The 15,955-nt window shown below is 48.7% G+C and carries 16 protein-coding genes; 5 read left to right on the forward strand and 11 right to left on the reverse strand.

Annotation, left to right across the window (positions count from 1 at the left end):
- Positions 1-7: 7 nt before the first annotated feature.
- Complete coding sequence (gene tgt, locus NC996_RS02930; RefSeq protein ID WP_190681549.1) at positions 8-1,120, forward strand: tRNA guanosine(34) transglycosylase Tgt; 1,113 nt, start codon at positions 8-10, stop codon at positions 1,118-1,120.
- A gap of 237 nt (positions 1,121-1,357) precedes the next feature.
- Positions 1,358-1,495: a photosystem II reaction center protein K gene (locus NC996_RS02935; protein WP_190413748.1), complete on the forward strand. Its 138-nt coding sequence runs from the start codon at positions 1,358-1,360 to the stop codon at positions 1,493-1,495.
- A gap of 88 nt (positions 1,496-1,583) precedes the next feature.
- On the opposite strand, the gene NC996_RS02940 is transcribed toward NC996_RS02935, so the two are convergent.
- Complete coding sequence (locus tag NC996_RS02940; protein WP_190681553.1) at positions 1,584-2,141, reverse strand: glutathione S-transferase family protein; 558 nt, start codon at positions 2,139-2,141, stop codon at positions 1,584-1,586.
- A gap of 10 nt (positions 2,142-2,151) precedes the next feature.
- Positions 2,152-2,616 carry a hypothetical protein gene (locus NC996_RS02945; protein WP_190426879.1) on the reverse strand — a complete coding sequence of 155 codons (465 nt, stop codon included), beginning with the start codon at positions 2,614-2,616 and terminating at the stop codon, positions 2,152-2,154.
- Positions 2,617-3,081: 465 nt separating this feature from the next.
- Between NC996_RS02945 and NC996_RS02950 the strand changes: the two genes are divergently transcribed.
- Complete coding sequence (locus NC996_RS02950) at positions 3,082-3,798, forward strand: tetratricopeptide repeat protein (RefSeq protein WP_190413322.1); 717 nt, start codon at positions 3,082-3,084, stop codon at positions 3,796-3,798.
- A gap of 50 nt (positions 3,799-3,848) precedes the next feature.
- On the opposite strand, the gene NC996_RS02955 is transcribed toward NC996_RS02950, so the two are convergent.
- Both NC996_RS02955 and psaM read right to left on the reverse strand, forming a co-directional pair.
- Positions 3,849-4,238, reverse strand: coding sequence for a hypothetical protein (locus NC996_RS02955; RefSeq protein WP_190413320.1), 390 nt, complete (start codon positions 4,236-4,238; stop codon positions 3,849-3,851).
- A gap of 242 nt (positions 4,239-4,480) precedes the next feature.
- On the reverse strand, positions 4,481-4,576 hold the full coding sequence (gene psaM / locus NC996_RS02960; protein ID WP_190413318.1) for a photosystem I reaction center subunit XII: 96 nt from the start codon (positions 4,574-4,576) through the stop codon (positions 4,481-4,483).
- Positions 4,577-4,830: 254 nt separating this feature from the next.
- Between psaM and NC996_RS02965 the strand changes: the two genes are divergently transcribed.
- Positions 4,831-5,550: a TerC family protein gene (locus NC996_RS02965; protein ID WP_190426878.1), complete on the forward strand. Its 720-nt coding sequence runs from the start codon at positions 4,831-4,833 to the stop codon at positions 5,548-5,550.
- Between the two features lie 75 nt (positions 5,551-5,625).
- Here the strand turns inward: NC996_RS02965 and ndk are convergent, their stop codons facing one another.
- The 5 genes from ndk to NC996_RS02990 all read right to left on the reverse strand — a co-directional run bounded on the left by ndk (position 5,626) and on the right by NC996_RS02990 (position 11,947).
- Positions 5,626-6,075 carry a nucleoside-diphosphate kinase gene (gene ndk, locus NC996_RS02970; RefSeq protein WP_190413315.1) on the reverse strand — a complete coding sequence of 150 codons (450 nt, stop codon included), beginning with the start codon at positions 6,073-6,075 and terminating at the stop codon, positions 5,626-5,628.
- A 232-nt stretch (positions 6,076-6,307) separates the two neighbouring features.
- Positions 6,308-7,399, reverse strand: a complete 1,092-nt coding sequence (locus NC996_RS02975; RefSeq protein ID WP_190681556.1) for a D-alanine--D-alanine ligase family protein — start codon at positions 7,397-7,399, stop codon at positions 6,308-6,310.
- Positions 7,400-7,521: 122 nt separating this feature from the next.
- The gene (locus tag NC996_RS02980) at positions 7,522-8,115 is read right to left on the reverse strand and encodes a hypothetical protein (RefSeq protein ID WP_348259971.1); all 594 of its coding nucleotides are present in this window, start codon (positions 8,113-8,115) and stop codon (positions 7,522-7,524) included.
- Positions 8,116-8,159: 44 nt separating this feature from the next.
- The gene (miaB, locus tag NC996_RS02985; RefSeq protein WP_190681560.1) at positions 8,160-9,524 is read right to left on the reverse strand and encodes a tRNA (N6-isopentenyl adenosine(37)-C2)-methylthiotransferase MiaB; all 1,365 of its coding nucleotides are present in this window, start codon (positions 9,522-9,524) and stop codon (positions 8,160-8,162) included.
- A gap of 989 nt (positions 9,525-10,513) precedes the next feature.
- Positions 10,514-11,947: a carotenoid oxygenase family protein gene (locus NC996_RS02990; RefSeq protein ID WP_190681562.1), complete on the reverse strand. Its 1,434-nt coding sequence runs from the start codon at positions 11,945-11,947 to the stop codon at positions 10,514-10,516.
- A gap of 194 nt (positions 11,948-12,141) precedes the next feature.
- On the opposite strand from NC996_RS02990, the gene NC996_RS02995 reads away from it, so the two are divergent.
- The gene (locus NC996_RS02995) at positions 12,142-12,873 is read left to right on the forward strand and encodes a carbonic anhydrase (protein ID WP_190681565.1); all 732 of its coding nucleotides are present in this window, start codon (positions 12,142-12,144) and stop codon (positions 12,871-12,873) included.
- A gap of 42 nt (positions 12,874-12,915) precedes the next feature.
- On the opposite strand, the gene NC996_RS03000 is transcribed toward NC996_RS02995, so the two are convergent.
- Positions 12,916-15,201 (reverse strand): NACHT domain-containing protein, encoded by a 2,286-nt coding sequence (locus NC996_RS03000; protein ID WP_190681568.1) that lies wholly within the window; start codon positions 15,199-15,201, stop codon positions 12,916-12,918.
- Between the two features lie 319 nt (positions 15,202-15,520).
- Positions 15,521-15,952 (reverse strand): lactoylglutathione lyase, encoded by a 432-nt coding sequence (gene gloA, locus NC996_RS03005; protein ID WP_190681571.1) that lies wholly within the window; start codon positions 15,950-15,952, stop codon positions 15,521-15,523.
- Between the last annotated feature and the right edge of the window lie 3 nt (positions 15,953-15,955).

Consider the following 15,955-nt stretch of genomic DNA (forward strand, 5'->3'; position numbering starts at 1 on the left):
AAAGTAAGTGGGATTTTCGTTTCAATGTCAGGCGCGTTGTCGCCATACGCAGGCACGAGCCGGGTCTTTTTTGACACCACATGGCTTAGTAGAAACACCTAAGTTTATGCCGGTAGGGACGCTGGCGACTGTCAAATCTGTGACAATCGATCAGCTGGAGGCAACGGGTGCCCAAATGGTTTTGGCGAATACCTTTCACCTCCACTTGCAACCTGGAGAAGCAATTGTGGCGGGTGCAGGTGGGCTGCACCGCTTTATGGGCTGGAAGAAGCCGATGCTGACAGATTCTGGTGGCTTCCAGGTGTTTAGCTTGAGCGAGTTGCGGAAAATTACTGAAGAGGGTGTAACTTTTCGCTCTCCCCGCGATGGGCGGATGATTCATCTAACGCCGGAGCGGTCAATCCAAATTCAGAACGAACTGGGAGCAGATGTCATTATGGCATTTGATGAGTGTCCGCCTTATCCAGCGGAGCGCTCAGAAGTCATGGCGGCAACAGAGCGGACTTATCGGTGGCTGGAACGATGTATAAATGCTAACCAACGTCCGAATGAGCAAGCTTTGTTTGGGATTGTTCAAGGTGGCGTTTACCTGGATTTGCGAGTTGCGGCTGCTGAGTCATTAGCGGAGTTAAATTTGCCAGGATACGCGATTGGCGGCGTCAGCGTGGGAGAACCGGCGGAACTGATTCACCAGATTGTGCGGGCGACTGCGCCAGTGTTACCCGCCGAAAAGCCTCGTTACCTGATGGGTGTCGGCACTTATCGAGAAATGGCACAAGCAATCGCTGCGGGTATCGATTTATTTGACTGTGTGATACCCACTCGCTGGGCGCGTCACGGTACTGTGATGGTACAGGGAGAACGCTGGAATTTGAAAAACGCTCAGTACAGAGAAGATTTCAGTTCCCTGGATGCGAGTTGTCCTTGCTACACCTGCCAGAACTTCAGTCGCGCTTACTTGTGTCATTTAGTGCGAACGCGAGAAATCCTCGGTTACACCTTACTCTCAATTCACAACATTACTGAATTGATTCGGTTTACCCAACGAATCCGGGAAGCAATTTTAGGCGATCGCTTTGTCACGGAATTTGGTCACTGGCTAGACACTCCAACAGAATAATTAAAAATTAAAAAACTTTAAGCATGAGCGTAAACGTCTTTCGGATCGAGTCGGCCTTTTTAGAGATAGCGATCGCAATTTTGGGGATTTTAGCGGTCGAGGATCGTTAAGAGCGATCGCCACCGTTTAGTAAAAGTAAATTTTCCATGTAGGCTGAAATCGCGTCCAGCTAACAGCCGAGTCATGTTAAGATACTTGTCAATTCTTAAAACTGTGTTGGAAAGGTGGATTTTAAATATGGAAGCAGCACTGCTGTTGGCAAAACTGCCGGAAGCTTACTCCTTCTTTGACCCCCTGGTAGACGTTCTCCCGATCATCCCCGTGTTCTTCTTGTTGTTGGCTTTCGTTTGGCAAGCATCTGTGGGTTTCCGCTAAACCTGAACTGCCAAAAAATTGAAAGGGCACCCACGTGGGTGCCCTTTTATGATTCAGGGTAGGCACAAGGCCGCTTCCTAAAACTTGTTTAACCCTGCGATCCCATTGCTTTCTGAAAGGCAGGACGTTCCGAGAGTCGCTGGATATAGGTAACAACTGCTGGATATTCGCTCAGGTCGAGCTTCAGCATCATGGGTATATAAGCCAGAATCGACCCTACTGCTACATCGACGACCGTTAGTTCCTCGCCTAATAAAAATGGTTGCCCTTCCAAAATTTCATTCAGCGGTGTCAGCAACTTAGGCGTTTCGCGTTCCCGGCTTGCTTCCACAAAAATCCCTGGTCCCAAAGTGGCATTGCCAAATATTACCCATTGGGTGGTTTGTGCTTGTTCCTCCAGAGTGGCTGGCATCTTGCCGTACTTTTGGGCGAGATACAGCAGAATCGCCCCTGACTCCCAGAGTTTAAAATCTCCATCAACAATTGCCGGGACTTTTCCGATCGGGTTAATTGCCAGAAACTCTGGTTGGAGATGAGCGCCTGCCTGCATATCGAGCTGGACGAATTCGTAAGGAACGCCCAACTCTTCAAGATACCACTTAACAATGGATGCCCGACTACGGGCACCGCCATACAGTTTCAACATCGCAGATATCCTAAAGGACTTTATGGGTGTGAGAGTGTTGTTTCACGTTGTCTTCTTTGCGGACAACGCGCTGAGCATTCAGTACTCGCTTGCGTTCGACGGAATAGTTAAAGTCATTGCGGGTAGTGCCCAGAGGAATATGAGATTTGGCCTCTGGTTTGTTCTTATAGGTGCGAACAGATGCGATCGCCCGAAAAGTGAACTCATCGCTAAATTGCGCCTCTTCTGGAAAATCTGCTGGCTTGTAGAGGTTATCGCCGACGATCACTGCACCCATTGTGGTCGCAACAGCCATCTTGTAGGAGGTCGGAATCCCTTTCAGAAGTGCTTCCAGAGCAGCTGAGGGGATGGGTTCAATAATGTTGACTTCTTGGACTTCGCCATCTTCCTTGAAGAAACAAGTGGCTAAGCCAAGTAGCAGGTAGTCATCTTCGCTGAGATCGGGAGCATTGGGATAAGAAGTTGCAGTTGTCATAAGACCGTTTTAAGGAACGATTGCCAAACACCGACGGGAGCGCGTAAGTATCGCTTGCATTCTACCAGCATCCATTCAGTTGGGGCAGTGGGGAGAGGTGTAATGGGGAGCATCGCTTCAATTTTCCCTGCTCTTTTGCACCTTTGCATGGTTGTAGGATTTTCACCCCTCGCATCTCCCGCTCAAAATCCATAATTTTTTCCTATGCCAATCCTGCAAGCTTCACAGTCGTCAGTTCTCCTAGACGGGTAAATACGAGATTTAGGGAGTCTCTACAGATAGTTTCAGTAATGCTCTGGATTGGGGCTGTAGATTTCCTAAAGGACATCCAAACCGAACTGAAGGTATAGGAGATCGCTCCAGTGCTGGAAGACGCTTTAAGCAGTGACACAGAACACCCCGGCAACGAATAGGAAGCCGCTAAAGTAGATTCCAGAGAAGTCCAAGGTACCCTTGAGGATGATTATGAACGCTCGCGCAATCAATTTTCAAGACCAGGCAAAACACCAAAACGGTTCGCCGGTTTCATTGACCACCGGCACAGTTCCAAGGCGTTTTAATCTAGTCACCTCGGTATCTGGAGGACACCAGAACCAATCCCTGCGCTCCCTACGAGCTTTAGCAAAGGAAAAAGCTCAGCATGGCGATCGCAACGGCGCGATCGCTATCCTGACGACTCTCATCGAACTGAACCCCAGCAGTGCCACTGACTATAACAACCGGGGGTTGATTTATTTCCAGAACGGTCAAAAGGAGCAAGCGATCGCCGACTATAACACGGCGTTGGAACTCGATCCCCACTTGGACAGTGTTTACAACAATCGCGCCAACTACTACGCTTCTTTAGGACAGTTGGCAGAAGCGATCGCGGACTACGAGATGACCCTGGATCTTAACCCTGGTAACGTTCGGGCTTGGATTAACCAAGGGATCACCTTTCGGGATCTGGGACTTTACGACTTGGCGTTAGAGAATTTTGACCTAGTGCTGAGATTAGGTCAGCTACAAGGGAATATCTACGCAGAGCGGGGTCGTACCCATCATCTGCACGGCGACTGGAACTGCGCGATCGCTGATTATCAAAACGCTTTGGCTGTGCTTGCTCCTTTTGGTTCTGCCGGACGCTTGCGCTTGCAAGTCGAAAATTGGATGAACCAACTGCTGAAACCTATCAGCGCTTGAGGAACCATTTAAAATTCAAAAAAATTCAAAATTCAAAATATTTTGAATTTTTACTCATCAGTCGTATTGTTATCCAGCCACACAACTGGACGCTGAGAAGGGTCAACTCGATGGCTTTGTTCCTGCATCACGCTTTTGGCTTGCTGGGGATCGAAGTAGCGGCTGAAGTTATTACTTAAACGATTGACTCTTTTTTCTGTGCGCTTCACTTCTTGTCGGATTTCTCCTAGCTTTGCTTGCTGGGACAGGTGATAAGGCAAAAGTTGCACGAGAGCGGCGATCGCTGCCGATGAAAGCACTACATTTACTGCTAATTTAGCTGTCGTTTCGATTGCGATCGCTCGGTTAGGATGGCGTCGCGGTTGTCGCCGCGTCCGAGGAACTATCCGGCTGTTTGGTGCCGGTTGCTGATGAGGTTGTGAGGGTTCAATAGCATTCATGGTGTCAGGATACCACTCTGGACGCAAGCGCCACTATGTCTGTCGATAGATGTCAAAGGCTTTAAGGGAGGTACCCCTGCCTAGAGTTGCTGCAAGTGAATTAAGAAGCTAGGGATTGGATGCTAAGGACTAGAAACCAGGGGAAGAGGGAGCGGGAGAAGGGGAGCCGATGTGTACTAAAGCCCTGTCATTCCCTCACTCTCTCTTGCCATCAGCGGCTAGTCCCTAGCAAGGGGTGACATCTACTTGTACAGTTCCGTTGATAGCCGGAATGCCATGATGCCAGCAAACAGCGCCACAACTAAAGCAATATACACTTGGGTATCGGATATCGACATCGTTTACCAACTCCTTATTTCAGGTTTATAGTTCAACAATTTCGGCTAAATTATGCCCAATATAAACATCTTGTAACAAGATGCAACACAGCCGCGTAAAAATTCTAGCTCCATTGTTTGGCTTGCTTAATGGAATTTTCGACTAATTTTTCCCGACAAAGGTTAAGCTTAATTAAGACAGCAATCATTTTGGCACAATTTAGCCAGTTAATTTTTGCTTTTAGTTTGATAGTTCCAGTTTGAAGCTTGCGTGAATGCTAGACCAAATCCTGAACTCTCCGCTCAATCCGGGACTTGAAGCTCCCCTTGTACTGCTTGTTCTAGTTGTATTAGAGGCAGTGCTGTCAGCGGATAACGCGATCGCCCTAGCAGCTATTGCCCAAGGCTTAGAAGACAGCACGCTCCAGCGTCGCGCCCTCAACTTTGGATTAGCAGTTGCCTACATCCTCCGAATCACTTTGATTCTGACAGCAACCTGGGTAATTCAGTTCTGGCAGTTTGAGTTATTAGGGGCACTCTATCTGCTTTGGCTGGTGTTTCAGTATTTTACTTCCGATGAAGGGGAAGCTCAGGAACATCATGGGCCGCGATTTGCTTCTCTATGGCATGCAATTCCGATAATCGCCGTCACCGATTTAGCTTTTTCCCTCGATAGCGTCACTACAGCGATCGCAATTTCTAAAGATACCTGGCTGGTTCTCACCGGAGGTACGATTGGAGTGATTACGCTGCGGTTTATGGCTGGCTTATTCATCCGTTGGCTCGATGAATTTGTCCATCTTCAGGATGCTGGCTATATCACCGTTGCCCTTGTAGGATTGCGATTGCTCTGCAAAGCGATTCAGCCAGATTTGGTGCCGCCAGAGTGGTTAACCATTGCCTGTATTGGGGTGATATTTGCCTGGGGATTTTCTCAGCGCGTCCCCGCTGAGCAAACCGTAGAGATTCAGCAGAAGGAAGAGCAAAAGCGTTAGGCGAAAAAAGATTGAAAATGGCTAATCGCCGATGGCACATTCTTTAAGCGCCGTTCGCGATTAGCCGTTGGTGATTTACTCGTAGATCCAGGAAGTCAAGCTGGGCTTCCAGCTAACAAGTTCTTCATCTTTAAACCACAGAGCAATCTCGCGCTGCGCGGTTTCGATAGCGTCGGAACCGTGGATGAGGTTGCGACCAATACTGACTCCATAATCGCCGCGAATTGTACCCGGTTCAGCGGTCAGTGGGTTAGTCGCCCCAATCATTTTTCTAGCGGCTGCGACCACTCCATCGGCTTCCCATACCGTCGCGACTACTGGGCCAGAGGTGATAAACTCGACCAAACCCGCAAAAAACGGTCTTTCTCGGTGTACGTCATAGTGCTGCTCTGCCAGTTCCCGGCTCACACTCATCAACTTTAAGCCAACCAGAGTAAAACCTTTGGCTTCAAAGCGCCGGATGACCTCACCCGCGAGGTTGCGCTGTACACCATCAGGCTTGACCATGACAAATGTCCGTTCCAAGTTTATCTCCTTTAGATTTTACAAACTGATACAAAACACAGATTAGACTAGAAGGCTTTTTAACGCAAAGGGCGCAAAGGTTTACGCAAAAGGATACGAAGATCAACTTTAAGTAAATTCCCACCGCGTTGACACTGCCAAATTGAGCATCTCACCCAAATCCCTCTTGGCGTTCCTTTGCGGTTTCCTTCGCCTACCTTTGCGTTAAAAGTTTAAATGAATTGCTGCCGATCTACCCGTTATGACGTTCTAAGGCTAATTGAATCAGTTGATCGACTAATTCTGGGAAAGCAACACCCGTCGCCCCCCAAAGTTGGGGATACATACTCGTTGCCGTGAAACCAGGCATGGTATTAATTTCATTAATCAATACTTCGCCAGTGGCTTCAACGTAGAAAAAGTCCACCCGCCCCAAACCAGCCCCATCAACTGCGGCAAACGCTTGAAGAGCCATTTCTTGGATTTGAGTGGCAACGGCATCTGGCACTCTCGCTGGGATCGCTAAATCCGCGCGTCCCTCGGTGTACTTCGTTTCGTAGTCGTAAAAATCACTGTCAAAGGTAATTTCTCCAACGACAGAAGCTTTGGGATTGTCATTCCCCAAAACGGCACATTCTAACTCCCGCGCCACCACGCCTGCTTCCACAATTAAGCGACGGTCGTAGCTGGCAGCGTTATCGAGGGCGGTTTCTAACTCAGCACGCGATCGCACTTTGGAAATTCCCACCGATGAACCTAAATTTGCCGGTTTTACAAAACAGGGATAGCCGAGTGTCGCTTCAATTTCTTCGCAAAGCTTGGGGAAAACACAGGGATTCGACCACACTTGCGATCGATTAACGGTGATGTATTTCACTTGAGCCAATCCCGCCTGGGCAAATGCCATTTTCATGGCAATTTTGTCCATTCCCAGCGCGGAACCTAAAACCCCAGTCCCCACAAAAGGCACCTGCATTAATTTAAGCATCCCCTGAACGGTGCCATCTTCCCCGTTTGGGCCGTGGAGGATGGGAAACCAGACATCTACTTCAGCCGCTTGGAGGGGAAATTGCCAACGAGTTGCGTTTTCGTTACTGGGTAATTGTTGCGGAGAATTTTCTGAGGCGAGTTGGGATTCCGGGGGTCTTCCAGATGCTAAAACTTGTTGAGCCACTTCCCCGGCTTGCCAACGTCCATCTTTGTGGATGTAGAAAGGCAGGAGTTCGTACTTAGCGCTGTTTTGTTGGGCACTCAAAGCTTGCGCGATCGCCCGTGCCGAACTTAGCGAAACTTCATGTTCTCCCGAACAGCCCCCAAACAGCAATCCCACCCGCATTTTATTCATTTCGGATATTCCTGACACTGCACACCGCCGATAGTTTACTACAGCCTAGAGGCGTGAGACGAACTCCGATACGGAAACTCCCTCAACCCTCTTTGTTATGATGCCAGTGTTATTTGCCTCGCTCAGGAGCGGACAACGAGTTTCCAGGGACGTTGGACAGTCATCGCTTCTTCCGGCTCCAGCACGGCAATCCGCCATCCTCTGCCCCAAGGTCGCGCCAGGACGACCCGATCGGGATTTGCTGCTTTGACCTTTTGAGCCGCCGTAGTGGTCAACTCGCTCAGTGCGATTTTTTCCACGGCTAGAGGTGCGCGAGCGACTGGCGTCAGGTCTGGGGGAGCCTGAAGGGTAGGGGGTGCCGTGGGGACTGGGGTTGTGGCGGTGGAAGCCTGGAGGCTTGGTTTGGCGGTGGGGAGGGGTGCCGTGGCGGTGGAAGTCTGAATCGCCTGTACCGGGGGTTTTTTACCCTTGAGCTGAAGCGGTTCCTGTTTAGGAAGAATCAGTTGACGAGTGCTAACACCCAATAAGTAAGTAAAGCGGCAAGTCAACCAAGCAATGCTTCCCGTAGCAATTGCCGTCCAATACACCAATATCAGCGCGTTGTATAAAGTGTAAGCAATGCGAGGGGGAAGATAAACCGCTTCTTGCAAGTCTCGCCGGAGGAGTGGGAGGCGGGAGCTTACTTCAAGTTTCCACAAGGTGATAAATGTTTTCATAGCAGATGCTAGCACCGCGAAATCCTCCGATCCACCTAAAAATCTTATACCGGCACTGGCTGATGCACTTCCAATGGTTCCCCGGTCAAACTAAACGCGCGAACTTCGGTGATTTTGACTTTCACCACTTGACCTTTGAGTTCGGCAATGTTGCCGGTAAAGAAGGTGAGACGGTTGCCCCGCGTACGTCCCATCACCTGGGTGGGATCTTTGGTATTTTGATCTTCTACCAAGACTTCTTCGATGCGACCGAAGTAACGCTGGGACGCTTGAGCCGCTTTAATTGAAACTAAATGATTGAGACGTTGAAGGCGATCGCTTTTTACCTGTTCGCTCAGCTGATTCTCCCACAGGGCTGCTGGCGTTCCCGGACGCGGAGAATAAGCAGCCGTATTTAACAGGTCAAAACCAATCTCGTCCACTAGTCGCAGCGTATTCTCAAACTGTTCCTCGGTTTCTCCCGGAAAGCCGACAATCGCATCCGCACTAATCGAGGCATCTGGCATATACCGGCGAATCGTGTCAATGATGCGGCGATATTTCTCATGGGTATAACCCCGCGCCATTGCCTTCAGAATGTCGTTATCTCCCGACTGGAAGGGAATGTGGAAATGTTCGCACACGTTGGGCAATTCGGCACAAGCTCGAATTAACCGTTCGGTGAAATAGCGAGGATGGCTGGTGGCAAAACGAATCCGCTCAATTCCCGGCACATCATGAACGTAATAAAGCAAGTCTGTGAGCGTATTCTGGTGACGCCCTTCTGCCGTGATTCCTGGCAAATCCCGCCCGTAGGCGTCGATATTTTGCCCCAGCAGGGTGATTTCCTTATATCCTTGCCGCGCAACTTCCTCCATTTCGGCGCGAATCGCTTCTGGAGTCCGCGATTGCTCGACGCCGCGAACGCTGGGAACCACGCAGTACGTACAGCGTTCATTGCAGCCGTAAATTACATTTACCCAAGCTGTCACTTTACTGTCGCGGCGCGGCTTGGTGATGTCTTCAATGATATGAACTGCCTCAGTCGCCACTACCTGATTGCCGTTGAAAACTTGTTCCAGCAAATCTTGGAGGCGATTGGCGTGTTGTGGTCCCATGACTAAGTCTAATTCTGGCACCCGCCGCAACAGTGCTTCCCCTTCCTGCTGAGCGACGCAACCCGCAACTACCAGTGTCAAATCTGGTTGTTCGTGCTTGCGCTTCGCCTGTCTGCCTAGATAGGAATAAACTTTTTGCTCGGCGTTATCCCGAATGGTGCAGGTGTTGTAGAGGATCAGGTTTGCATTTTCAGGTTCTTCTGACCATTCAAAGCCCATATTTTCCAGGATGCCAGCCATACGCTCTGAGTCGGCTTTGTTCATCTGGCAGCCAAAGGTGGTGATGTGATACCGGCGGGGAGAAGTGGTCATGGACGGCTACAACAAATCAATGAAAATAATCGGAACTGTATATCTATAGTACCTATCTGGAGAATACAGCTATCGCGTCTTTACATCTAAAACTGCCAGAACTGCCCGTAAGCGTTGCGATCGCTCTCAGCTCTTTACATCTAACAATCGCTCCGACGGTGCCCCAGCAGCAGTGAGTTGGCGTTCTTGCCCCTTCAGGCAAGAGCCATATATTTTCTGATGGTTGTAAAAAATTGCGGCAACAAAGTAGGACTTTTATTCTACGAATTAAGAAATAAATTACAGCATTCTAAAGTCAGTTATTCACATTCTTTTGCAATTTTATCCTGATTATGCATCAGAGAGTCCGAATCAGGCAATAGAAGCTCTGACGAGACATCTACTATGCGCCTTTACAGCTCCCTCCTCTTATCAAGCCTGTTAGTTACTGGCTTCGCGGTGAATTTACCAAACCTACGGGATCGCTCGGAAAATTTGCAGCAATTAGACTCAGCCCAAAAACACTTATTTACTCACGATTCAAGGCAGGACAGTGCCCATCGCGGTAGCGGACGAAGAGGAAGAGGAAATTCTGAAGCCGCTTTGAGGGGGTTGTTTAATCTTGATTTGACATAGAAGCGCAACCCAGCTTCCCCTAGTTCTACAGGTCGGTTTTTCTATTTTCTGTGAGGATTAAAACAGTCAACATCAGCCAAATAATCGCCAAATTTTAAAAGCCCGTTTTCTTGAATAAAGCGGGCTTTTTATATTATCTTTTTGAATTCGCCTACTTTGCCTTAGTTTATAAAAATCAGCTAATTACTTAGCAAAAAAATTGTAGATGTAACCCTGGAAATTAGCGAAGCGGGCGATCGCGCTCTGGGTTGATGAAAAAGTCGCCAGATGATAAAAAAAGGCGAGATTTCGCGCCTTAAGAGTCTGTAGAGGCACTCTGGCTTGCGCCCCTACAGAGGACTTCAAAGAGACTTCAAAACAACGTTGATAGGCTCCTAAGCTGGTTTCCAGGTACCGTGGAAGCTAGGGGGGATGACACTGGGTAATCCCAAACGACACGCAGGTTGCTCCGAAAGGCGAGCGCTATTCAGAATCCAGACTTCGCTGGTATCGGTGTTACCGTCATACACCACCGTTAACACCCAACCCTGTTCGGGATTCAGGGCATCCGGGGCATAGATGGGTTCTGAGGGATAACGATTCTCTCCCAAATCGGCTTCCTCTAGGGTGCCAGTTTTAGCGTCAAAACGAGCGATCGCGCCAAATTGTTCTTGGCTAATCTCTACACCTTGCCGATGTACCGATAGATAGGTTTGGGGCGAAGCTTGACCAACCAGATGCTGTGGCACAACCGGGAACTCACAGTGCCGATCTAAGACTTCTTGGATGCTTGTTACCTGGCTAATTGCCGGGTTGAGATGGATTTGCCACAGCGTACTCTTGGCAGGAGTCCGGGTTTCACCCGTCGCGACTTCCTTGAGATACTGATTGGTCTGAAAGTCTTCGTAGCGGACAACATCCACAATCACCGATCCGCTGGCATCCACATAGCCATTCGCAAAGTGCCACTGATACCAGGGTTCAGTTTCGCCACGACTCACCAACGACAGGGTTTCGCGGTCAAAAACCAAAAACTGAGTACCGAGGTTTGGTTGCCACTCCAGCGCATCGCTATAGCTGGTTATGCCTGTTAGCAACGGCAGCACGTTCACTCGCACTGGCGGCACGAAAAAGACTAAATACTGCCCAGCAAGGACAAAATCATGCACCATTGGGATGCCATCTAGTTGAACTGCCGCCTTTTGCAGAATTTTGCCTGTAGAGTCACTTTTATAAATATTCAGCGTTGCATTCCGTCCGGGTGAAATCCCAAAGTTAAAAATTTCCCCAGTCTGGGCGTCGCGCTTGGGATGAGCGGAATAATGTAATCCGTCACTCAGTCCCGATAAATTATCTAATCCCCAAGTTTCCAGAGTTTGCAGGTCGAGGGCGTGGGGTTTGCCGCCTTCCCACAGTGCCAGCAGTTTATCCGGCAAAGCGAGTACCGAGGTATTGGCGGCATTTTTTATCGGTTTGAACCATTGATTCCAGATGGGGCCTGGTGCGGTCATGCCATAGTTGCCATAGAGCAATTGATTCGCTTTGGCTTCCTCTTGGTATCCCTCTGATTGAACGTAGCGATAGACACCAGAGGCACCAGCATCGCTGAAATGCACTCCTAGAATTGCACCATCCCCATCAAACCAGTGTCCCACCCGGATGCCGCCACGTTCTAAACGGGCTGGGCCGTTGCGGTAGAGGGTGCCGCGCAAACCTTCCGGTATGTTGCCGGAAAGGAGTGGGAGGGGAGTTAGGGGAAATTCTTGTGCAGGTTGGGCGATCGCATTTGCCCAAGCTTTACGGGTTGACGGTTTCGTGGCTGTGGTCATAGTTCAGGAATAGAACGCTACAGAATCGGGATAAAATTAAGTAATGTTAAGCAAGGTCTTTCTTGAGTGTGAACGATCTTGTGGGCGTGCTGCTATATGAGAGGAAGTGCGATCGCAAAACGCCGACGTGTCGGTTCGCATCCTATGATTTACAGGGAAGGGATCGCGATCGCTAGAGTAAATATTGGCTTTATATGAAGAAACTGATTAGAGGGCTGCGTGAGTTTCAAAGCAACTACTTCAGCGAACATCAGGAATTGTTCGAGCAACTCGCTCACGGTCAGAAACCGAGGGTGCTGTTCATCACCTGCTCTGATTCTCGCATCGATCCGAATTTGATTACTCAAGCGGCTGTCGGCGAACTGTTTGTCATCCGCAATGCTGGCAACCTGATTCCACCGTTTGGCGCAACGAATGGCGGCGAAGGCGCAAGCGTTGAATACGCCGTTCACGCTTTAGATATTCAGCAAATTGTTGTCTGCGGTCACTCCCACTGCGGCGCAATGAAAGGACTGTTAAAATTGGACGGTTTGGCGGCAGAAATGCCGTTAGTTTACGAGTGGTTAAAACACGCAGAAGCGACACGTCGGCTGATTAGAGAGAACTACACAGGGCTTTCTGGCGAAGAACTTTTGGAAGCCACGATTGCTGAGAACGTGTTAACGCAAATCGAAAATCTGCGGACTTATCCAGCAATTCGCGCTAAACTTCACCGAGGCAAACTGTCTCTCCACGCCTGGATTTATCACATTGAAACGGGAGATGTTTGGGGGTACGATCCGATTCGTCAGGAGTACCTGCCACTCTACAGTCAACTTTCCACCAATCAGGATGAATCTGTAGAGCCTAAACCTGAGCGAATTGCCTCAATGCTGTTATCTCCGGAGCAAGCAGAACGAATTTACAGAGGTTCTGCTGCGCGATAAAAGTGTAGGTTATCAAGCGTTTATCTGCTGGTATCTGCAATTTCAATTATTAGGAGCCAGCAGCATCCTTTCTTCTATTTCTTCCCATGTTTTGGGCGACACCCGCACCGCGGCTTGTTTGCACTGCAATATCAGGTAATTGGCATACAAATAATTGTCGAACGCCTTGATTTCTTCCTCAGTTAGATTGACCATTTCTGAGGTGAGATTGAAAGCATTGAGCAAGGTTTGAAAGAAACGATCGGCAAATTTATGACGCACTCCTAAGGGTTGTTCATCGTCTGGAATTCTAGCTTTCAGCGCTTCCAGTCGGGCAACTAGCACAGCAAAGTTTACATTCTTAAAGATTTTTAGTTTGTCAAGTTCACGAGTGTTTTCGATGGCGATGGCAATGGCGATGGCAATGGCTCTGGCGTAGGCGATGGCTCTGGGGATGGCGATGGGGTAGACGATGGGGTAGACGATGGCATTGGCGTTGGCGATGGCGTTAGCGATGGCGTAGGCGTTGGCGTTAGCGATGGTGTGGGCGTAGGCGATGGAGTTGGCGTTGGCGATAGCGATGGTGTGGGCGTTGGCGTTGGCGTAGGCGTTGGCGTAGGCGTTGGCGATGGCGTTGGCGTTGGCGTTGGAGTTGGCGATGGCGTTGATGATGGAGTTGGCGTTGGCGTTGGAGTTGGCGATGGCGTTGATGATGGCGATGGAGTTGGCGTTGGTGTTGGCGATGGCGATGGCGATGGCGATCACCCTTTTACCCACTGGTTTAATATCACTTGCCGATCCCGCCGTTGCCTGTTCTGCCCATTCTAATAAAGCTTTCAATTTAGAAGTATTGATATAGTTTTGTGCCTCTTTTGCCATCAGTAACAACAATTCATCTGCACCACCCCGCATTAACCCAGCTACCAGTAAAAATACTTCTTTCCAGCGTGTATCTGTGAGGTGTTTGGTAACTAACTCCTCAATTTGCCGATGATCGTCAATATACTGAGCAGTTAAATATTCCTGTAACGTCAAATGAGAGAAAGAAAATATATCCTCCGCTCGCTCTACTAAGATACCTTGTTGAATAGCAATCGCATTCAGAACCGCTTCGCCGTCTAGATGTTGAGGCGCATTTAAGTTACTCGCCAAAAAGGTTTTAATTTGCTCAACAACCTCTCGCTGCGAGAAAAATAATCGATCTGCCTCGAAACCTTTGTAGGCAATTTCAGATAGAAGTATCTCTTCTAGCTCTGTATGCAGTCCTTGATAAATTTCATCTCTCAGAATTCGCTTTTCTGATGCCCATTCCTCAAGCAAGATCCGCAGTGCTTTGCGATACAGAATGCTACGGTTATCAGAAAAACTTTGGGAACGGTCATATACCAGACAGAGAAACGTCAACAATAACGGCGTATGGGCTAATTCTTTGGCAGCTTTATGTTCTGTTTTTTGCAGTATTTCCCAGCATTTCTGTGCTGTTCCCGCCTGTTTATCTGCCTCGGATTGAAACCAGTTACCTATAAACTGCTCAATCTGGGTATCATCAAAATCTGCCATTGTTACATCGCTAAACCGACGGAACCCACTGCGATAGGCAGCAGTGCGACAGGAGGCAATGAAGCGATTTTTATCATGTTGGTCAACAAAGTCCTGGATTTGGCCAATTGCCTCATTCAAATTCTTTGTCGGCACTTCATCTAAACCATCCAGCAAAATCAGCAACTTGCCGTCTTTTAATAATTCTTTGGTGGATTCTTCAGGTGAAGGGAAACCACAAGTGCGAAACTCATCACTGATGACTTTCTCAATATTGATGTCACCAGCGTTAAATCTTTTAAGTTCGATGAAAACGGGGATACAGGAGTGCTTAAATTTTCCCTTTTTGCTCTTGAGTGCTTCCAGTCCCATGCGCCGCAAAAATGTGGATTTTCCTGCTCCTGGCCCACCGAGTACCATGAGATATTGCTTTTCGTTAGCAACTTTCAGCCCTTCTTGCTTACGGATATCTTTAGACCGATAACTGCGTCTTTGAGCTTGGCGGTAAGCTTCTTCCAGACTATCAATTGACTCAAATCGACAAATATCCCGCTCATCTAAAAACTGAACGCCAGTATAGACTGACTCCAAATCTATAGGCTCCCGCATTCCTAAAACTTTCAGGATGCCGTGACGCTCAGTATAGTTCTTAACGTATTGCTGCGATGCCTGATAAATTAAATTCTTTGTTCCCTGATTTAGGCTTTTACTTATCCCGCCGACGACTTTTCCCCCACCTTCCCAGACTGTTTTAATAACAATTTTGCCTAGTTCTAAACCCAGTGGAGCTAGTGGTTCAAATCCTGTCATAGGGGTAGGGATGAGTTGGTTTTAGTTATTTCTACAAGTTAGTCGCTGCTTTTTCCAGACGGCTAATCCTAATTCAATAGGTTTTGATGTGGCACCTTTGATCGAGTCTAGCCCGTTTAAAAAAGCACCATTCTCAAGCGGGCGGTTGAAACCGCAGCTACACAAACACAACCTGCCTACGCAGGTTTCAAAACCCGGAAATTTCCTCAGTCCGCGTTAGCGTAGCGTGCGCGTAACCGCATAGGCGGACTTGGTTTGTATAGCCGCGAATTCCATTCGCCAGGACCTGGTCACTTCTTAGGAAGGATGGAGCAAAAATCTACCTACTAGCCGCTTCAGCCGTTTCCTGCTTCTGTTGCGATCCCTGAGTTCCTAGCTGAATTAGCTCAATCTTGTAGCCATTCGGGTCTTCCACAAAGGCAATCACCGTGGAACCGTGCTTCATTGGCCCTGGTTCCCGCGACACCTTGCCGCCCCGCGCCTTGATTTCGTTACAGGTGGCGTAAATATCATCAACGCCAAGCGCTATATGACCGTAGGCATCTCCCAGGTTATACTGCTCTACGCCCCAGTTGTAGGTTAATTCCACAACTGTATGGTCAGATTCGTCACCGTAACCCACAAATGCCAGAGTGAACTTCCCATCCGGATAATCTTTGCGGCGCAGTAACTTCATGCCCAGCACGTCGCAGTAAAATTTCAAAGACTCTTCTAGGTTGCCGACTCGCAACATCGTATGTAGCATTCGCATCGT

This window comes from Trichocoleus sp. ST-U2, assembly GCF_039961875.1.
Taxonomy (GTDB): domain Bacteria; phylum Cyanobacteriota; class Cyanobacteriia; order Cyanobacteriales; family FACHB-T130; genus FACHB-T130.

Bases quoted from the DNA above. Each gene is read 5' to 3' on its own strand.
- psaM (WP_190413318.1), bottom strand. From the start codon at position 4,576: ATGTCGATATCCGATACCCAAGTGTATATTGCTTTAGTTGTGGCGCTG.
- NC996_RS02975 (WP_190681556.1), bottom strand. From the start codon at position 7,399: ATGAATAAAATGCGGGTGGGATTGCTGTTTGGGGGCTGTTCGGGAGAA.
- NC996_RS02950 (WP_190413322.1), top strand. From the start codon at position 3,082: ATGAACGCTCGCGCAATCAATTTTCAAGACCAGGCAAAACACCAAAAC.
- NC996_RS02955 (WP_190413320.1), bottom strand. From the start codon at position 4,238: ATGAATGCTATTGAACCCTCACAACCTCATCAGCAACCGGCACCAAAC.
- miaB (WP_190681560.1), bottom strand. From the start codon at position 9,524: ATGACCACTTCTCCCCGCCGGTATCACATCACCACCTTTGGCTGCCAG.
- NC996_RS02945 (WP_190426879.1), bottom strand. From the start codon at position 2,616: ATGACAACTGCAACTTCTTATCCCAATGCTCCCGATCTCAGCGAAGAT.
- NC996_RS02940 (WP_190681553.1), bottom strand. From the start codon at position 2,141: ATGTTGAAACTGTATGGCGGTGCCCGTAGTCGGGCATCCATTGTTAAG.
- gloA (WP_190681571.1), bottom strand. From the start codon at position 15,952: ATGCGAATGCTACATACGATGTTGCGAGTCGGCAACCTAGAAGAGTCT.
- NC996_RS02995 (WP_190681565.1), top strand. From the start codon at position 12,142: ATGAAGAAACTGATTAGAGGGCTGCGTGAGTTTCAAAGCAACTACTTC.
- NC996_RS03000 (WP_190681568.1), bottom strand. From the start codon at position 15,201: ATGACAGGATTTGAACCACTAGCTCCACTGGGTTTAGAACTAGGCAAA.
- NC996_RS02965 (WP_190426878.1), top strand. From the start codon at position 4,831: ATGCTAGACCAAATCCTGAACTCTCCGCTCAATCCGGGACTTGAAGCT.
- NC996_RS02990 (WP_190681562.1), bottom strand. From the start codon at position 11,947: ATGACCACAGCCACGAAACCGTCAACCCGTAAAGCTTGGGCAAATGCG.
- NC996_RS02935 (WP_190413748.1), top strand. From the start codon at position 1,358: ATGGAAGCAGCACTGCTGTTGGCAAAACTGCCGGAAGCTTACTCCTTC.
- NC996_RS02980 (WP_348259971.1), bottom strand. From the start codon at position 8,115: ATGAAAACATTTATCACCTTGTGGAAACTTGAAGTAAGCTCCCGCCTC.